Raw genomic sequence first — 18,038 nt, 5'->3', positions numbered from 1 at the left:
ACCTGCAAACCTCGTTCACAAGCGGAAGTCAAAGCCCGGCGGAATATCTGGCTCCATATTTTCGGTTAATTTATGGTAAAGATAAAAATAACTTCAATAAATCAAAAAAATAAATAAAAATTCGCCTGGCTCACGAATTAAAAACTTATGCCACCTATGATTTGTTATTATGATTGGCAGCAGCAATTTTACACGTAATGTACAAATTCAGATAAAATGCAAGTAGCAGCCTGGGACACCTATGTAACGCGACAAACAGGAGTGATAACGATAGTCTTCACTATCTTTATTCTTTTTTCCTGCTCTAACCCGCAAAAACCGGAGAACACGGAAATCATCTGGGACAATTACGGCGTGCCGCACGTGTATGCCAATAATGAAGCGGAGATGTATTATGCTTTTGGATGGGCACAAATGCAGAACCATGCCAACCTGATCTTGAAATTATATGCCCAGGCGCGGGGGAGGGCATCGGAATATTTCGGCGAGGAGTATATGGATTCTGATAAACTGGTCCATCTGTTCAACCTGCCCGATTCTGCAGAGGCGCACTATAACAAATCCGGCAGCAGAGATAAACAGTATTTAGATGCATTCGTAAAGGGTCTCAACGATTATGCAAAAGCGTATCCCGATAAAATAGATGATAGGGTGAAACAGGTGTTACCTGTTTTAGCCACGGATGTGCTGGCTCATGGTAAAAGAGTTATATGTCTTGAATTTACTGGCGGAAACGATATAGCCGAGACCATGAAAGAAACAACGCCGGGCTCTAACTCCTATGCCATTGCCCCTTCTAAATCCGAATCAGGGCATGCGATGTTGGTTGCCAATCCTCATCTCCCATGGAGTGATTTTTACTTGTTTTTTGAAGCACAGTTAACCGCTCCCGGCTTTAATGTGTATGGTGTTACTTTGGTAGGCATGCCTGTGTTAAACATCGCCTTTAACGAACAGCTAGGATGGACGCATACTGTAAACACCATTGATGCTTCGGACAGATACGAGTTAACGCTGCAGCAGGGTGGTTACCTGCTTGATGGCAAGAGTGTGCCTTTCCAGGAAAAGAGAGTGCCTTTAAAAGTACTGCAAAAAGATGGCACGGTTCAACAGCAGGATATTGAATTAAGGTACTCCCAACATGGGCCTGTAATGGGTGAGAAAGACAACAAAGCTTATGCCGTAAGGGTTGCAGGACTTGAAAACAGTTCATATTATTCCCAGTATCATGAAATGGGTAAAGCTAAAAACATGAAAGAGTTTGAAGATGCTTTAAAAATGATGCAAATTCCAATGTTCAATCTCATATATGCCGATAAAGAGGGTAACATTCTCTATCTCTTTAATGGTAATGTTCCTGTAAGATCTGAAGGTGATTGGGTTTTCTGGAATGGTACTGTGGATGGTACACAGTCGAAATATATCTGGAACAGGTACCATGATTATGATGATCTGCCGAAGTTGATTAATCCCTCTTCGGGTTTTGTACAAAATGCGAACGATCCCCCCTGGACATCTACTTATCCGCTTTTACTGGACTTTGAGGACTTTCCTCCTTATATGTCTCCGGAGGATATGCCGGTATCTTTAAGGGCGCAACGTGCGGTGAACCTGATTAAAGATGATGCTTCCATCAGTTTTGATGAACTGGTTGATTATAAGTTAAACACGGGAATGGAGGCTGCCGACCGTTTTTTGGAGAACCTGCTGGCTGCAGTAAAACAACACCCCGATTCAACGGCACTGAAAGCTGCTTTGGTACTGGAACAGTGGGATAGAGCTACCAATGTAGATAGTCGTGGAGCTGTCCTTTTTGGAAGATGGCTTGACAAGCTTGACAGTGATATGTTTGCAATTCCATGGAGTGCCGAGAGACCTGTTTCCACTCCTGAAGGATTAAATAATCCAAAGCAGGCTGTCGAGCTGTTGGTAAGTGCTGCCAGGGAGGTAGAAGAGACCTATGGTTCAATGGATGTTGCCTGGGGTGATGTGAACCGGTACAAAGCAGGTGAATATGAATTTCCGGCGAATGGGGGGCCCGACAAATACGGCGTTTTCAGAACTATGTATTATCAACCAAACGGGGAGAACAATAAAAACTATGCATACCATGGCGACACGTTTGTAGCGGTTGTTGAATTTGGAGAGACCGTGAAAGCCAAGGTTTTACTAAGCTATGGCAATGCTACTCAGCCGGGCAGCAAGTTTATCGGCGATCAGTTGCAACTGCTTTCCGAAAACAGGCTGCGTCCCGCATTTTTGACCAGGCAGGACGTTTTACAAAATATGGAGAAAAGAGAAAAACTGTAAACAACAATTTCCTACTATTGCCCGATACCGCTATAAGCAAATCCGTAGGAGGCAAGTTCCTCCATATTGTAGATATTTCTTCCGTCTATCACGACATGGTTATTCATGATCTTCTTCAGGATACTCCAGTTGGGCAGCCGGAATTCTTTCCACTCGGTAGGTACGATCAGCGCATCAGCACCGTTGGCGGCATCGTAAATATCGGTCGCATAATAGATGGAGTCGTTCAAATAACGACGTGCTTCCTCCATGGCTGCCGGATCGTAGGCACGCACAGCTACCCCTGCTTCCCTCAGGCTGTGAATCAGTGAAAGTGAAGGTGCTTCGCGGACATCATCAGTCTCCGGTTTAAACGATAGTCCCCATATCGCAACTGTCTTCCCTTCCATTTCGCCATTGAAATGGCGTTTGAATTTTTGAAACAGGATATCTTTCTGACGGTTATTCACCTCTTCCACTGCCTTCAGGACACTCATCTCATAACCGGCATCTTCCGCCACCTTGATCAACGCACGAATATCCTTGGGAAAGCAACTTCCCCCGTAACCGCAACCGGGATAGAGAAAACTCCTGCCGATACGGGAATCGCTGCCCATTCCACGGCGCACCATATTCACATCGGCCCCTACCCTCTCACACAGGTTAGCGATATCATTCATAAAACTGATACGTGTAGCCAGCATGGCATTGGAAGCATATTTGGTCATCTCCGACGAAAGGATATCCATAAAAATCACCCGGAAGTTATTCAGCACAAAAGGACGGTAAAGCTTAGTCATCAGGTTTTTTGCTTCTTCGCTTTCCACTCCCACAATCACCCGGTCGGGGCTCATAAAGTCGTTTACAGCCGCACCTTCCTTCAGAAATTCGGGATTGGAAGCCACATCAAATCGCAGATCGGTCAATCCCCGTTCATCAAGTCGTTTTCTCACCAGATCCCTGATACGATATGAAGTTCCAACGGGTACAGTACTTTTGGTGACAATCAACAAGGGTTTGGACATGTGCTCGGCAATAGTGTTTGCCACCGTCATCACATAAGAAAGATCGGCAGTCCCGTCTTCGCCGGAGGGAGTACCCACCGCGATGAACACAATTTCCATATCGTTCAGTATAGCCGGCAAATCAGTCGAAAAATGAAGACGGTCCGCTTCATAGTTGCGTACCACAATATTCTTTAACCCCGGTTCGTAAATGGGAATAATTCCCTTCTTCAGTCTCTCTATCTTTTCACTATCGATATCCACACAGGTCACATCGACACCCATTTCAGAAAAGCAGGCTCCGGAAACCAACCCTACATAACCGGTTCCAACAATAGCTATTTTCATATTTTAATAGATTTAAAATTCCAGATTCAAAATTCAAAATTCAAAATTCTCAATCATCAAATCGTCAAATTATCACATCTTCAAATCATCGAATCATTAGTCCTATTATCACATTGGCATCCCCTGTCCCGATTTATCGGGATTGGCAGATTGACTCATTGGCAGATTAATCATCACATCGTTAAGTCACCCACCTTATCCCGTCAACTTCACTGTTGGAGTTTCTTTCTCAAGTTATTGACGGGATAAAGCACTGTCAACAGGCTTATCAAGCTCACAACCGCAAAGGCGATCACCACATCCGTCATTTTGACGATCACCGGGTAGGCATCGATAATATAAGCACCGGGCGTATCACTTAACTGAAGCAATCCGAAATATTGTTGTAATAAACATAATGCCAATCCGGTAATTATCCCGGAGATGATACCGATAAACGAAATCAGCCATCCTTCGTACAAAAAGATACGCGATATCAATTGTTCGGATGCTCCCATATTCTGCAGGCTTTTGATATCGTCCCGTTTCTCCACGATCAGCATTGAAAGCGAACCCACCAGATTAAAAACAGCAATCAACAAGACGAATACCATGATAAGGAAGGTCACCCATTTCTCAATTTGCATCATCCGGTACGATTCTTTTTGTTGTTGATACCGGTCTTCCACAAGAAAATCATCTCCCAGGATACGTTCTATTTCACGCTTCACTCTGTTTACCGAGACGTTGGGTTCCAATTTGATATCCAGTGATGTCACTTGGTTTTCATACCCAAAAAGATCCCGCGCCAGTTGAATAGGAACGATAGCCATTTGTTCGTCATATTCCGGGGAATTGAGGCTGAACACGCCACCAATCTGAATGTATGCTCTAGTGAATGCTGCTGCCGGGTTAGCCAGGTTTACCCTTACGTCACGCTTGGGTGCATATATTTCAATCGGATTGATAAAACCGGGACGTGCGCCAAGTGTCATTGCCAATCCGGAACCCAGCGTAGTATAGTCCACTACATCTTCGCGCAGGTTAAACGATCCCTCCAGTAATAACTTCTCCATGTCGGTCATCAACTTGAACTCCTCCGATACTCCTTTCATCAGCACCGGAGCCTGACTTTCGCCGAACATAAAAAGAGCATTCTCTTCCAGTGATTCGGAGATGATCTGTATACCATTTATCTGTAACGCCTTTTCAAATTCCGGCGTATGATAATCGAACACTTTTCCCTCTTTCACCGTGATCTTCAGATCGGGATCGAAAGCATTGAAGGTACCCTCCACAATACCTCCGAAACCATTAAAGATAGAAAGTACGCATACTATAGCCGCAGTAGCGACAGCAATACCGCACACCGATATAGCGGAAATCACATTGACGACATTGTGTGATTTCTTTGAGAAGAGATATCTGCGCGCTATGAAAAAGGAGACGTTCACCGGCCGGGATTTTACTGGTCTTTCAATAGCCTGTCGATATTTTCGATATAATCGAGCGAGTCATCCACATGAAACGTCAGTTCAGGGATCACCCGCAATTGGTTTCTTAACCGCTTACCCAGATCGTAACGGACGGTCTTCACATTTTCATTGATATTTTTAACCAGCTCTTCTGCTTTCTCCGACGGAAACACACTCAGATAGGCATGAGCGATACCCAGGTCGGGCGATACCCGTACGTTGGTTACCGAGATCAATATCCCCTGCATCTTTTTGGCATCAAGTAAAAAGATCTCACTGAGTTCTCTCTGTATCAACCGGTTTACTTTTTGTTGTCTGTTCGTATCCATGCTATTGTCATTTTTTTCTTATCAATGTTAATCCGTCGCGGAGAGGTAGGATCACCTTCTCCACCCGGTCGTCGTCGGCCAGTTTCCTGTTAAAATCCAATATCGCCCGGGTTGCCCAATCGTTACTTTTCACCTCTTCTATTACTTTTCCGTACCAAAGGGTATTATCGACCAGGATAAAACCTCCTTTCCTGATCTTCGGGAGGGTGTCTTCGTAATGAAGACAATAATCTTCCTTATCAGCATCAAGGAAAGCGAGGTCGAAACTTTCATCCGGAAAACCGGAGAGGATATCCAACGCATCACCAATATGAAGGATAATCTTGTTTCCGTGTTCAGACTGTGCAAAATTATCGCGTATCCGATCCTCTAATTCATCATCAATTTCGATGGTGTGAAGTTCACTGCCTTCTACAAGGCCTTCTGCAAAACAGAGAGCTGAATATCCGACAAAGGTTCCGATTTCCAGTACCCGCTTCGGACGGATCATTTGCGTGATCATTTTCAGGAAGCGTCCCTGCAGATGCCCGGAAGTCATGTTTCCCTGCAACAGTTTCATATGCGCATCCCGGTCGATCTTTTTCAGCACCTCCGGCTCCGCATCTATATGGGACAGTATGTATTCTTCTATTTTACTCATTCGCCCCCTTTTCAATTACTAATTACTAATTATTTTTATCGCACGAAATGCATTATCACTGAAAGTATTATCGTGCGAAGCGCATATCGCCGAAGGCATTATCATTCACTCAAAGAGACTACATCGTATAATCGGGCAGATTATATTTCTCTTTTGCCTCGAGAATTCTCCAGGCATCTATAATCTCCAAATAGGTAGTCCCACCGGTCTCCCCAAAGCTCCCTCCCAGATAAGCTACCCTATCCTGCGATTCAATTGTATTTTTATTTACCAACTGCTGGATGGCTTCTGTAAAATAAGCCCTGCGGCTTTCCTTGGTATTACCGTCACCTTTTCCCTGTTGGAACTCTGCCCAAATACCGTATGATAACGCCAACTCACGCGCCAGCCTTTTAGTAGTGGTGATAGCGTAAACGGGACTCTTTCCCCTGAATGCCGCCAAAACCCGGGCAGTTCTGCCTGTGTGGCTATCGGTCACGATTGCCTTCACATTTAGAAGTGCGCATGACTTCACTGCCTGTTTGGCCAGAAACTCCGTCACTTCACGGTTGTCTGCCGGATCATAAGGTACACGGATATCATTTTCTGACAGTTTGGTCAATTCGGCCTCATAAGCAGTTTTTGCCATTGTACGTACCGCTTCTACCGGATATTTACCATAAGCTGTTTCACCACTCAACATCACGGCATCGGTACGATAATAGATCGCATTGGCAATATCAGTGATCTCAGCCCGTGTAGGACGGGGATTATTGATCATGGAGTGCAGCATCTGAGTAGCTACAATAACCGGTTTCTTATGATGGATGGCTTTTCTGATCAGTACACGTTGTATACCGGGAATTTTCTCCTGTGCGACCTCTATTCCCAGGTCACCCCGGGCAATCATGATACCATAAGCTGCTTCCAGTATTTCATCGGCATTATCCACACCTTCCTGGTTTTCAATCTTGGCTATGATTTTGATATGGCTTCCCAACTCGTCCAGGATATCCTGTACGGCTTCAACATCTTCCCTGCTTCTCACAAATGAATGAGCTACAAAATCCACATCATTTTTGGCGGCTAATTCAAGGAATTTCTTATCCCGTTCAGTAATCGCAGGAAGATTGATACGTACACCGGGGATATTCACACTCTTACGGCTTCCGATCACACCATCATTCTTAGCACAACAAAGAAGAGAATCATTCGTGACCCCAATCACTTCCAGGTCTACCTCTCCGTCATCAATCAGGATATCATCTCCTATATGCATCTCATCGGTGATATTCCGGTAGGTGATATATAAGGTCTCCCTTGACGATATCTTATCAGGATTCCCCACAATTTTTATTTTGTCTCCTATTTTCAACTCAATAGGATCTTCCAGGACGGTAGTACGAATCTCCGGGCCTTTGGTATCTACCAATATAGCAATCTGGTCGGAGACTGTCCGTACATTGTTAATAATATTGAGGAACCCTTCTTCATCGAGATGGGCCGAGTTAAGCCTTACAACATTCATTCCTGCATCATAGAGTTGTTCCAAAAAGGGTATGTCACAACGCTTATCGGAAATCGTAGCAATAATTTTAGTATGTTTATACATATATATTTATTTATATTCCAGATTCAAAATTCAAGATTCTGAACTTCTAACTTCTTATCTCTTATTTCTTATTTGACTTCGTCCATTTTCTGTCGTCACTCGGCAAAATGCAAACAAGTTTGCTTCTGTCCTCGTTCCTAAGAAAATTCTAACTTTACCAGCGCACTCAGTGCCAGGCGATAGGAGTCCATTCCAAAGCCGGCGATCACTCCAAGGCAGACGGCCGATATCATAGAGTGATGCCGGAACTCTTCCCGGGCATGTACATTAGAAATATGCACCTCTACTACCGGAGCAGGAATCGCTTTAATGGCGTCACGAATAGCCACGGAAGTATGGGTGTAACCACCCGCATTAAGAATAATACCATCACTCTCAAATCCAGCTTCTTGTATCTTGTTGATAATCTCTCCTTCCACGTTTGATTGAAAGTAATCGATCTCTATTCCTGCATGATCGCTCCTCAACTGATCCAGATAATCTCCAAAAGTCTGGCCTCCGTACACTTCCGGCTCACGAACACCCAATAAGTTGAGGTTTGGTCCATTGATGATTTGAATTTTCATAACTGTATATCTATTTAGAGCACAAAGGTACATACAATCGGGGGCATTACAATAAGTAATACCCCCGAAAATATAACAGTTATGTCGTTACTTAGTTCGCTTCATCATCGATCGTCCCAGCGACCGGTCCTTCTGCTACCGGTGTAGCAAATGATGCTTCAGCCATACGTTTGTAAGAGCGATACCTCCACTGTGCATTCTCCTTTGCAGCAGCAAAAAGTTCATCTGCCTCCCTGGGGAATGATTTCATCAATTGGGTATAACGCACTTCACCGAGCAGGAAGTCTTTAAAGCGACTCCAGTCAGGTTCCTTACTATCGAGTTGGAAAGGATTCTTGCCCTCATCTTCAAGACGGGGATCATAGCGCCACAGATGCCAATATCCGCACTGTACCGCATCCTTCTGTTCAGACTGTGCATACCCCATTCCTCTTCTCAATCCGTGGCTGATACAGGGTGAATAAGCGATCACAATTGAAGGTCCATTATAAGACTCCGCCTCTTTGATTGCTTTCAGGGTTTGTGCCTGATTAGCCCCCATGGCCACCTGAGCTACATATACATATCCGTAGGTAGCAGCAATCATTCCGAGATCTTTTTTACGTATCCGCTTCCCGGCAGCGGCAAATTTAGCGACCGCAGCAGTAGGAGTAGATTTGGATGATTGACCTCCGGTATTGGAATACACCTCTGTATCAAGCACTAATATATTGATATTCTGCCCACTCGCCAATACATGGTCGAGTCCTCCGAATCCGATATCGTATGCCCAACCGTCTCCACCAAATACCCAGATCGATTTTTTGGAGAGGTATTTCTTTAATGAAATAATCTCAGTTGCGATGTGGTTATCCACACTGGCAAGAGAAGCAACGATTTTCGGCGCCAGTTCTTTTGATAATTCAGCATCCTCACCATTTTCGATCCATTCACGGAACAGCCCTTGTTGCTCTTCGTTAAATTCTCCGGAGACAAGCCCTTGTTGCATCAAGCTCCGGATACGATTACGCATGCTCATGTGGGCAATTGCAAAACCATATCCATATTCGGCATTATCCTCGAAAAGCGAGTTAGCCCATGCCGGTCCTTTTCCCTCTTCATTTTTCCTATAAGGGGTAGCCGGGGCAGAAGCACCATAGATAGAAGAACAACCTGTGGCATTGGCGATCATCATCCGGTCGCCATAGAGCTGGGTGATCAGTTTCACATAAGGTGTTTCACCACAACCAGAGCAAGCGCCGGAGAATTCAAACAACGGCGTGGCAAACTGGGTATTTTTCACATTCAGCTTCACGTCTACCAGATGGGCTTTACTGGTCACATGATTTATCATGTAATCCCAGTTCTTCTGGTTGTCATACTGTGTACCGATCGGTACCATTTGAAGCGCCTTTTGTCCTTTCTTGCCGGGACATACATCCACACAATTCTCGCAACCAAGACAATCAAGCACATCGACCTGAATACGATAACCCATATCCGGGAATTGTTTACCCTGCGCTTTCAATATTTCCACATCAGCACCCAATCCCTTCTGTTCTTCCTCAGTGAGTACGAACGGACGGATAGTAGCGTGAGGACAAATATAAGCACATTGGTTGCACTGGATACATGCTTCGGGGTTCCATACCGGCACTTTTGCTGCTACTCCACGTTTCTCGTAAGCAGTCGTGCCCATCTCCCAAGTACCATCCTCACGGCCACTGAATGCAGAAACAGGCAGGTCGTAACCGCGCTGGGCGTTCACCGGACGAACCACTTTGCGGACAAATTCGGGAGCATCATCGGAAAGATCGGCAGTGGTCTGGATGGATGCCCATTCAATAGGTACTTCCACCTGTTCAACGTCTCCCCCACGATCGACAGCAGCATAATTCATTTTCACCACCTCTTCCCCTTTTCTTCCGTAGGATTTCACAATGAATTTCTTCATTTGCTCCACAGCGAGTTCATAAGGAATTACATTGGATATCTTGAAGAATGCCGATTGCAGAATGGTATTGGTACGATTGCCCAACCCGATTTCATTGGCAATTTTCGTCGCATTGATAATGTAGAACCTGACATTGTTCTCGGCAAAATATTTCTTGATATGGTCGGGGAGATGATTACCTACCTCTTCTTTAGGCCATACCGAGTTGAGCAGGAACGTACCGTTCTTTTTCAATCCGCGGGTCACATCATACAAATGCAGGTAGGCCGGTACGTGGCATGCCACAAAATTGGGTGTATTCACCAAATAGGTTGAACGGATAGGATTGTCTCCAAAACGAAGGTGCGAGCAGGTAAATCCACCCGATTTCTTGGAGTCGTAGGCGAAATAGGCCTGCACATATTTATCGGTATTATCACCGATGATTTTGATAGAGTTCTTATTGGCTCCTACCGTACCATCCGATCCCAGTCCGTAGAATTTGGCTTCATAAGTAGTCTCATCTATCGTGATTTCCTCTTTCAAAGGAAGTGATTTGAATGTCACATCATCTACAATACCGATAGTGAAATCGTTCTTTGGTATATTCATCGAAAGATTTTCAAATACCGATACGATCTGTGCGGGGGTTGTATCTTTAGAGGAAAGGCCGTAAATACCTCCTACAATCCCTGGAGCTCCTTCTTTTCCATAGAAGCAATCCTTGACATCGAGATAGAGCGGTTGTCCGGCAGCACCGGGTTCCTTGGTACGATCGAGCACTGCGATACGTTTCGCCGTTTCAGGAATGGCCGACAGGAATGCTTCGGCTTTAAAGGGGCGATAGAGATGAACTGCCACCATTCCCACTTTCTCTCCCCTTTCGTTGAGATAATCCACCGCTTCACGGATGGTTTCCGTTACAGACCCCATGGCGATCACCACTCTTTCAGCTTGTGGATCACCGTAATAATCGAACAGGCCGTATTTACGGCCGGTCACTGCAGCCAGCTTTTCGAGGTATTTTTCCACAACACCTGGTACTGCATCGTAGAACGGATTGGAAGCTTCACGCGCCTGGAAATAGATATCGTCATTCTGTGCCGTTCCCCTTGTAACAGGATTATCGGGATTCAGTGCACGGTCGCGGAAAGCCTTCAGTGCTTCCTGATTGATGAGCGGTGCAAGATCGTCATTCGTCAAAGCTTCTATCTTCTGGATCTCGTGTGATGTGCGGAATCCATCGAAGAAATGGAGAAAAGGAACACGGCTTTCTATTGCGGAGAGATGGGCTACTGCAGCCAAGTCCATCACCTCCTGCACCGATCCGGTGGCGAAGAGTGCGAAACCGGTAGGTCTTGCAGCCATCGCATCCTGATGATCACCAAAAATAGAAAGAGCGTGTGATGCCAATGCACGTGCCGAAACATGAAATACTCCGGGAAGTAATTCTCCTGCTATTTTGTACATGTTGGGGAGCATCAACAATAAGCCCTGTGAAGCAGTGAATGTGGATGTAAGTGCACCCGCCTGCAAAGAACCATGTACTGCTCCGGCAGCTCCCGCCTCCGATTGCATCTCCTGTACCAACACAGGCTGTCCGAAAATATTTTTTCTTCCGGATGCTGCCCATTCATCCACATATTCGGCCATGGTGGAGGAAGGGGTTATCGGATAGATCGCAGCTACTTCGCTGAACATGTAAGCGATGTGAGCGGCGGCCTGATTACCGTCGCAGGTTAAGTAAGTTTTTTGTTTTGCCATAATTATATGATGATGTTACTATAAAATTGCAATCCCTAATTTAGATCTGTTTCAATAGTTTGTTTTCTACAAATTATTTGAGTCGTTCCTCGATTTCCAATTTACGCAACGACATAGTTGTAATCTGAACGACGAAATTACTATAAAAAAGTGGAAGCAACAAACCATACTATTTTTTGTTCATGAAGAATAAGAGGAAAAACAGTTAAATTCATAAAATAAAGTTAAAAAATAATCTTTCATGGGAATATGATGTTATTATTAATATACCAATGCGCCAATATGCCAATCCCGACTTCGGGAAGTATTGAATAATGTGGTAATAGGAAGTTAGAAATAAGAAGTGGAGAAGTCCAGAATTCATTTTTAATTTTTCACTTTTAGTTTTTAGTTTAACTTATGAAGATAATAATAATAGCCAACAGGTTACCGGTTAAAATAGAAAGAAAAGAGGAAGGGTTCTGCATCGTCAGAAGTGAAGGCGGCCTTGCCACCGGCCTCGGATCATTAGAGACTGAATCCGAAATATTCTGGGTCGGTTGGCCAGGTATTCATACTGAGGATGAGGAGGAAAAAAAGGAGATCACAGAGAAACTACATGAAATGGATTTTCATCCGGTTTTTCTGTCGGCCGGCCAGATCGAACACTATTACGAAGGTTACAGCAACAGCACCATTTGGCCGTTGTGCCATTACTTTTTTTCCTACATAGAATACAAGACGGAGTATTGGGAAGCCTATCAGGAAGTGAACAGGTTATTTTGCCAGGAATCGATCCCCTTTATAGAGAAGGATGATATGGTATGGATCCAGGATTATCAACTGATGTTATTGCCCAAAATGATTCGTACAGAAAAGCGGGATGCAAATATTGGTTATTTTCACCATATTCCTTTTCCTTCTTACGAACTCTTCAGGGTACTTCCAAAGAGGGAAGCGTTACTGGAAGGGTTGCTCGGTGCAGATCTCATCGGTTTTCACACGCATGACTATATGCGGCATTTTATCAGTGCCATCTATCGCGTACTCGACCTGAACTGTAGTCTCGATGAGATCAATCTCCAAGACCGGATCGTACATGTCGATGCTTTCCCGATGGGTATCAATTACGAACAATACCATAACGCACCTGCATTACAGGAAGTGAGGGAAAAGTCGGAGATGCTCCGCGAAGAGTTAGGTGATACCACTGTAATACTGTCTGTTGACCGTCTCGATTACAGTAAAGGTATCCTTCATCGTCTGCAGGGTTTCAAACAGTTTCTGGATAATCATCCCGAATATCATGAGAAGGTATCGCTGACTATGATAGTGGTGCCTTCACGCGACAGTGTGGATATTTACGCAGACCTGAAAACAAAGATCGACCAGGCTATTAGTGAGATCAACGGTCAATACTCCGGACTGGGATGGACTCCTATATACTACTTCTACCGCAGTTTCTCGTTTGAAGAATTGATTGCCATGTATGACATCGCCGGAATTGCCCTGGTAACCCCTCTCCGTGACGGAATGAATCTGGTAGCCAAAGAGTATCTGGCAACCAAGAACAGTCACAGTGGTGTCCTCATCCTCAGCGAGATGGCAGGTGCTGCCATTGAATTACAGGATGCCATCACCATCAATCCCAATGATAGCGACGAGATTGAAAGGGCCATACTGGAAGCCCTGCGCATGCCTGAAGAGGAAAAGATAGAGAGATTACATAATATGCAGAAGCGGATATCCAAGCAGTCGGTAAAGAAATGGGCGAACGATTTTGTGGAAGAATTACAGTCAATCAAAGCCCAGAATAAAGTGATATTGCAGAAAATCGTGGGGAAGAGACAGCTTAATCAGATCAAGAGCGCCTATGACGAAGCGACATCCCGCCTGATCCTGCTCGACTACGACGGCACTCTCGCCCCGTTCGTCAAAAAACCTGAGGATGCTGTTCCATCTGCCGAATTGCTGGATCTTTTGCAAAAGATGACTTCAGACAAAAAAAACAAAGTGGTGATCAACAGTGGCAGGAACCGTCAAATACTCGATCAATGGTTTGAGGGTCTGGATCTTGATTTTGCCGCCGAGCATGGTATGTTTTACAAGGAAAACGGGCAATGGTATAAGAACATACAGGAGAAAGTGGAATGGGATGACGAGATCATTGACATTATCCAACATACGATAGATAAAACTCCCCGCTCCTATTTGGAAAAAAAGGATGCCGCCCTGGTGTGGCACTATCGCAAAGTAGACGTCTGGCTTGCCGAGCTGCGGGCACAACAATTGATCAACGCCCTCATAGGCCCCTGCTCCAGGTTGAACTTACAGATCGTTCCGGGGAATAAGATCGTAGAAGTCAAACCTCCCGATTTTAATAAAGGCAGCGAAGTGCTGCGCAGGCTGGACAAGGGGGCGTATGACTTTGTGATGGCTATCGGCGATGACACTACCGATGAGGATATGTTCAGGGTACTTCCTCCGGGTGGTATCAGCATCAAGGTAGGTAATTTCTCTCCTGCAGCGAAATATCGTCTCCCTTTACAGTCATCTGTAATTCCATTTTTATCCAACTTAATTAAATAACAATCTCCCTATGGATTTTATTGACCATCTTATCCCCAACAGTTCACTACGATACCCATTTATTGCATTGCTATTTATTGCATTATTCATCATACTGGTCCTTGTTTTTAATTTTATCATCAGGAAATGGAGGATTCGGACACAAAAAAGTAAAAGCCACATTGATGATTTTATTGTCCGCCTTTTCAGAGTTCCCGGGATATGGATCATTTTCGCTATATTATTAAATATATTCAGTACGCTGTTACAGGAAGATGCACGCACTTTTGAAGTCTTACAGAAAATAAGCCGGATATTGCTGATTCTCACACTCGGATGGATAATTGTACAGATTATCAGGGGTACCTTTCATTATTGGCAGAACAAGCTCGACATCAATAATCCCAATAATCTTGAAGCTAGGAAGAGGCTTACACAGATGAGTATGATCGAGAGGATCACGATCATACTCACAGCCTTTATCTTCTTTTCGATAGCACTGATGACCATCGATTCAGTCAGGCAACTGGGTGTCAGCCTGCTGGCTTCGGCAGGAGTGGCGGGGATCATTATAGGATTCGCAGCCCAACGTAGTTTCGGACAGATATTCTCCGGTATCCAGATTGCTTTTACACAGCCGGTCAGACTGGATGATGTAGTAGTCATCGAGGGAGAATGGGGGCGTATTGAAGAAATCAATATCACATACGCCGTGGTAAAGATCTGGGATGAGCGACGGTTAATCATACCCATCGATTATTTCTTGAACAACCCCATACAAAATTGGACAAGAACCACTTCCGATATATTGGGAACAGTATTCCTGTATGTCTCTTACGACCTGCCTCTGGAACCATTGCGTGAAGAACTGGCACGCATAGTGGAAGATGACCCCAATTGGGATGGACGTGTCCATAACATCCAAGTCACCGAAAGCAAGCAGTGGTGCAAAGAGATAAGGGTATTGGTCAGCAGTAACAACTCATCCAGCAATTGGGATCTCCGGGTAGCTGTCCGCGAAAAACTGATCGATTTTATCAATCGGTACTATCCCGGTTCATTTGCAAAGATCAACTCTGCCGCTACGGGAGAAAAAGGGACTCCAGCTGTTACGGACGAATAAATTTGGAAAGGTGCTTCTCCTCCGAGAACAGCACTGCTGTGTTAATAAATGCAAGGTGTGAATAAGCCTGCGGGAAGTTGCCTAACTGACGTTTGGTCTTAAAATCGAGATCTTCGCTGTAGAGCCCCAGATGATTGGAATAGGAAATCATCTTCTCAAATATTTCACGTGCCTCCTCTGTTTCGCCGATCTTAAAAAGCGCCTCGATCAGCCAGAAAGTACAGATAGTAAATGAAGAGGTAGGCACACCGAAATCATCCTCTGCTTTATAACGGTACATAAGTCCTTCATGATAAAGGTGCTCTTTGATGGCCTTTACCGTTTTTACGTACCGCTCATTGTCGGGTTCGATGAAATCATAGAACTGCATAAGTAACAACGAAGAATCATAATCGGTATTACCATAGGCCTGAGTGAAGCATTGCAACTCTTCGCTCCATCCCTTTTCATGCACTTCCGCCTTGATCATATCCGCTTTCCGGCGCCATTTCTCGGCATAGCTATCCCTATGTAACAGTTCAGCAATCAGCGATGCCCTGTCAACAGCTACCCAACTCATCACTTTCGAAAAGACAAAATGCATCTTCCTTGTACGGAATTCCCAGATGCTTCTGTCCGGTTTGTCCCACGCAGCCAATACCGAGCGCACCAGATTCTTGATGATCTCCCATATCTCCTCCACTTCGTCCAGCGTACCGGGAAAATAGAGATAGTATTTATAAATAACATCCAACAGATAGCCAATGGAGTCGTTTTGTTCCTGATAGTAGGCCGCATTCCCGATCCTTACAGGACGTGATCCCTCGTAACCGCTTAAATGGGGCAGTTCCTCTTCCGTCAGTTCACGTTCGCCACGGATACCATACATGATCTGGATGGTTTCGTTACGGGACGACTTCAGGATGCGTTTCACAAAACCGATAAAACGCTCTGCCGTTGCCCGCTGTTTCATGAACAGCAGCGTATCTATCGACATGGAAGCATCGCGCAACCAACAGAAGCGGTAATCCCAGTTCCTGTTTTCCCCGATGCTTTCGGGCAGGCTGGTAGTCACCGCTGCCAACATGGCTCCCGATTCCTGGTATGACAACAATCTAAGTACAAGCAGGCTGCGTTTGATCATGTCGTTGTATTGCAGATAATCCCTGGAGCGATTCACGAAATTGAGCCAATACACTTTCGTGCGTTCATACTCCAACAGGATACGGTTGATATCCACAGTCATTAATTTCTGGTTATACGACAAAAGAAAGAAATGATGTCCGGCCAGCTCAATCTCCTCACGGCTGATCACTACTTCCGGATCAAAACTGCTATAGAGATAGATTTTATCTTCTGAATCTTCTGCTGAATGCGTTTTAATATAACTCCCCACTATTTCATGGCGGACCTCTTCCCTGGCATAGTTAATCTTTGGATCGTAAATTATTTTGACTAACGGCCGTCCTCTCGTGACCCTGATATACCGGTGAATTTCCGGCGGCATATAATAGCGGTTCGCCTCGGTCTGATAACGGGGCATATAATCGAACACGATAAACCCGTTCTCAGGCGACTCAAACCTTGTCAACAGCATATTGGTATGCCCGTGATAACTCTGGGTAATGGTATATTCATCCGACACCTCAAAATGAAAACTACCCCCTTTTTCCTCGTCCAGCAGTTTCGCAAAGACAGATGGGGAATCAAAATCGGGGAGACAGAACCAGTCTATACTCCCGGTTTTCGATACCAATGCCGCGGTGCGGCAGTTCCCGATGATTCCGTAATCCAAATTTTTCATTCCAATCAATTTTGTGGTTTTCTATCTTCTGTAAAAACAAAGATAGGAAAACCCTCTTAGAAAAAGAAAAATGAAGGAACACAAACATATAAAACGAATTTCTCTGATACTATACAGAGTATCAATTATTGTCAAGGACTGACTTTCCATATTTTATCGGAAACGGACAAATATTCGGGTAACGCAGCAGAACCATACCAAGTGAAAATCTCAAAATTCAACAATCCGCTTTTGATAGCGGGATCAGTGAGTAATAACTCTCGCGCTTCCTCCGCTGAATCAATATTGTTCAGAATAAAAATTCCCCTGTAGCTATTTTCATTCTGCCCTAATGGGCCTGCCACAACCAATTTCCCTTCTTGCGTCAGTCTTTGGATATTATCTAAATGGCCTCTGAAATTTTCGCTAATAAAGTCTCTGTCTGTAGTAGTATTCGTCCCCGTCTTCAGGATAACAAAGAAGTAACTTTTCATCCCGTAGTCATCTGCACCCAACTTCACGGCCAATGCCTTGTCGTAATTGGAATTTGAGATTGTTGTATCTCTTTGCAATGCTACTTCACTGTTTTTTTGAGGATCGGATTGACCAAAAACCGCACTCACCAACGACAGTGTTATTGCTACAAATAAATATTTCATTGCCAACAATTTTATTCATCTATATATACAGAAATGAACGTACACTGTGC

General features: G+C 44.6%; 12 protein-coding genes. 3 read left to right on the top strand and 9 right to left on the bottom strand.

All coding sequences use genetic code 11. The features are described 5' to 3' along the window. Positions 1-216 precede the first annotated feature (216 nt). Positions 217-2,310, top strand: a complete 2,094-nt coding sequence (locus U2P89_RS04980; RefSeq protein ID WP_322190775.1) for an acylase — start codon at positions 217-219, stop codon at positions 2,308-2,310. 14 nt (positions 2,311-2,324) lie between these two features. Here U2P89_RS04980 and U2P89_RS04975 read toward each other — a convergent pair whose 3' ends face one another. The 7 genes from U2P89_RS04975 to nifJ all read right to left on the bottom strand — a co-directional run bounded on the left by U2P89_RS04975 (position 2,325) and on the right by nifJ (position 11,897). After that, positions 2,325-3,641, bottom strand: a complete 1,317-nt coding sequence (locus U2P89_RS04975) for a UDP-glucose/GDP-mannose dehydrogenase family protein (protein WP_313380178.1) — start codon at positions 3,639-3,641, stop codon at positions 2,325-2,327. A 209-nt stretch (positions 3,642-3,850) separates the two neighbouring features. Further along, a complete protein-coding gene (locus U2P89_RS04970; protein ID WP_322190774.1) occupies positions 3,851-5,074 on the bottom strand; it encodes an FtsX-like permease family protein in 1,224 nt (407 codons plus the stop codon). Between the two features lie 11 nt (positions 5,075-5,085). Next, entirely contained in the window at positions 5,086-5,424 is a 339-nt protein-coding gene (gene rbfA, locus U2P89_RS04965; RefSeq protein ID WP_091906033.1) for a 30S ribosome-binding factor RbfA, read from the bottom strand. 7 nt (positions 5,425-5,431) lie between these two features. Next, on the bottom strand, positions 5,432-6,064 hold the full coding sequence (locus U2P89_RS04960; RefSeq protein ID WP_076928698.1) for an O-methyltransferase: 633 nt from the start codon (positions 6,062-6,064) through the stop codon (positions 5,432-5,434). 118 nt (positions 6,065-6,182) lie between these two features. Beyond that, the gene (pyk, locus tag U2P89_RS04955) at positions 6,183-7,655 is read right to left on the bottom strand and encodes a pyruvate kinase (protein ID WP_322190773.1); all 1,473 of its coding nucleotides are present in this window, start codon (positions 7,653-7,655) and stop codon (positions 6,183-6,185) included. Positions 7,656-7,792: 137 nt separating this feature from the next. Continuing rightward, complete coding sequence (aroQ, locus tag U2P89_RS04950) at positions 7,793-8,221, bottom strand: type II 3-dehydroquinate dehydratase (RefSeq protein ID WP_322190772.1); 429 nt, start codon at positions 8,219-8,221, stop codon at positions 7,793-7,795. Between the two features lie 91 nt (positions 8,222-8,312). After that, entirely contained in the window at positions 8,313-11,897 is a 3,585-nt protein-coding gene (nifJ, locus tag U2P89_RS04945; protein WP_322190771.1) for a pyruvate:ferredoxin (flavodoxin) oxidoreductase, read from the bottom strand. A 399-nt stretch (positions 11,898-12,296) separates the two neighbouring features. On the opposite strand from nifJ, the gene U2P89_RS04940 reads away from it, so the two are divergent. Then, positions 12,297-14,465, top strand: a complete 2,169-nt coding sequence (locus U2P89_RS04940; RefSeq protein ID WP_091906040.1) for a bifunctional alpha,alpha-trehalose-phosphate synthase (UDP-forming)/trehalose-phosphatase — start codon at positions 12,297-12,299, stop codon at positions 14,463-14,465. 10 nt (positions 14,466-14,475) lie between these two features. After that, a complete protein-coding gene (locus U2P89_RS04935; RefSeq protein ID WP_091906042.1) occupies positions 14,476-15,567 on the top strand; it encodes a mechanosensitive ion channel family protein in 1,092 nt (363 codons plus the stop codon). Here the strand turns inward: U2P89_RS04935 and U2P89_RS04930 are convergent. Together U2P89_RS04930 and U2P89_RS04925 are read right to left on the bottom strand one after the other, a co-directional pair. Continuing rightward, complete coding sequence (locus U2P89_RS04930) at positions 15,554-17,350, bottom strand: glycoside hydrolase family 15 protein (protein ID WP_019538540.1); 1,797 nt, start codon at positions 17,348-17,350, stop codon at positions 15,554-15,556. The genes U2P89_RS04935 and U2P89_RS04930 overlap by 14 nt on opposite strands. 131 nt (positions 17,351-17,481) lie before the next feature. Then, positions 17,482-17,988: a YciI family protein gene (locus U2P89_RS04925; protein ID WP_139233411.1), complete on the bottom strand. Its 507-nt coding sequence runs from the start codon at positions 17,986-17,988 to the stop codon at positions 17,482-17,484. Between the last annotated feature and the right edge of the window lie 50 nt (positions 17,989-18,038).

It is taken from the genome of Proteiniphilum sp., assembly GCF_034331125.1.
GTDB lineage: Bacteria > Bacteroidota > Bacteroidia > Bacteroidales > Dysgonomonadaceae > Proteiniphilum > Proteiniphilum saccharofermentans.
The sequence above is the reverse complement of the archived record's forward strand: the minus strand, read 5'-3'. Positions and strand labels throughout refer to the sequence as shown.

Bases quoted from the DNA above. Each gene is read 5' to 3' on its own strand.
- U2P89_RS04980 (WP_322190775.1), top strand. From the start codon at position 217: ATGCAAGTAGCAGCCTGGGACACCTATGTAACGCGACAAACAGGAGTG.
- U2P89_RS04975 (WP_313380178.1), bottom strand. From the start codon at position 3,641: ATGAAAATAGCTATTGTTGGAACCGGTTATGTAGGGTTGGTTTCCGGA.
- rbfA (WP_091906033.1), bottom strand. From the start codon at position 5,424: ATGGATACGAACAGACAACAAAAAGTAAACCGGTTGATACAGAGAGAA.
- U2P89_RS04960 (WP_076928698.1), bottom strand. From the start codon at position 6,064: ATGAGTAAAATAGAAGAATACATACTGTCCCATATAGATGCGGAGCCG.
- pyk (WP_322190773.1), bottom strand. From the start codon at position 7,655: ATGTATAAACATACTAAAATTATTGCTACGATTTCCGATAAGCGTTGT.
- aroQ (WP_322190772.1), bottom strand. From the start codon at position 8,221: ATGAAAATTCAAATCATCAATGGACCAAACCTCAACTTATTGGGTGTT.
- nifJ (WP_322190771.1), bottom strand. From the start codon at position 11,897: ATGGCAAAACAAAAAACTTACTTAACCTGCGACGGTAATCAGGCCGCC.
- U2P89_RS04940 (WP_091906040.1), top strand. From the start codon at position 12,297: ATGAAGATAATAATAATAGCCAACAGGTTACCGGTTAAAATAGAAAGA.
- U2P89_RS04935 (WP_091906042.1), top strand. From the start codon at position 14,476: ATGGATTTTATTGACCATCTTATCCCCAACAGTTCACTACGATACCCA.
- U2P89_RS04930 (WP_019538540.1), bottom strand. From the start codon at position 17,350: ATGAAAAATTTGGATTACGGAATCATCGGGAACTGCCGCACCGCGGCA.
- U2P89_RS04925 (WP_139233411.1), bottom strand. From the start codon at position 17,988: ATGAAATATTTATTTGTAGCAATAACACTGTCGTTGGTGAGTGCGGTT.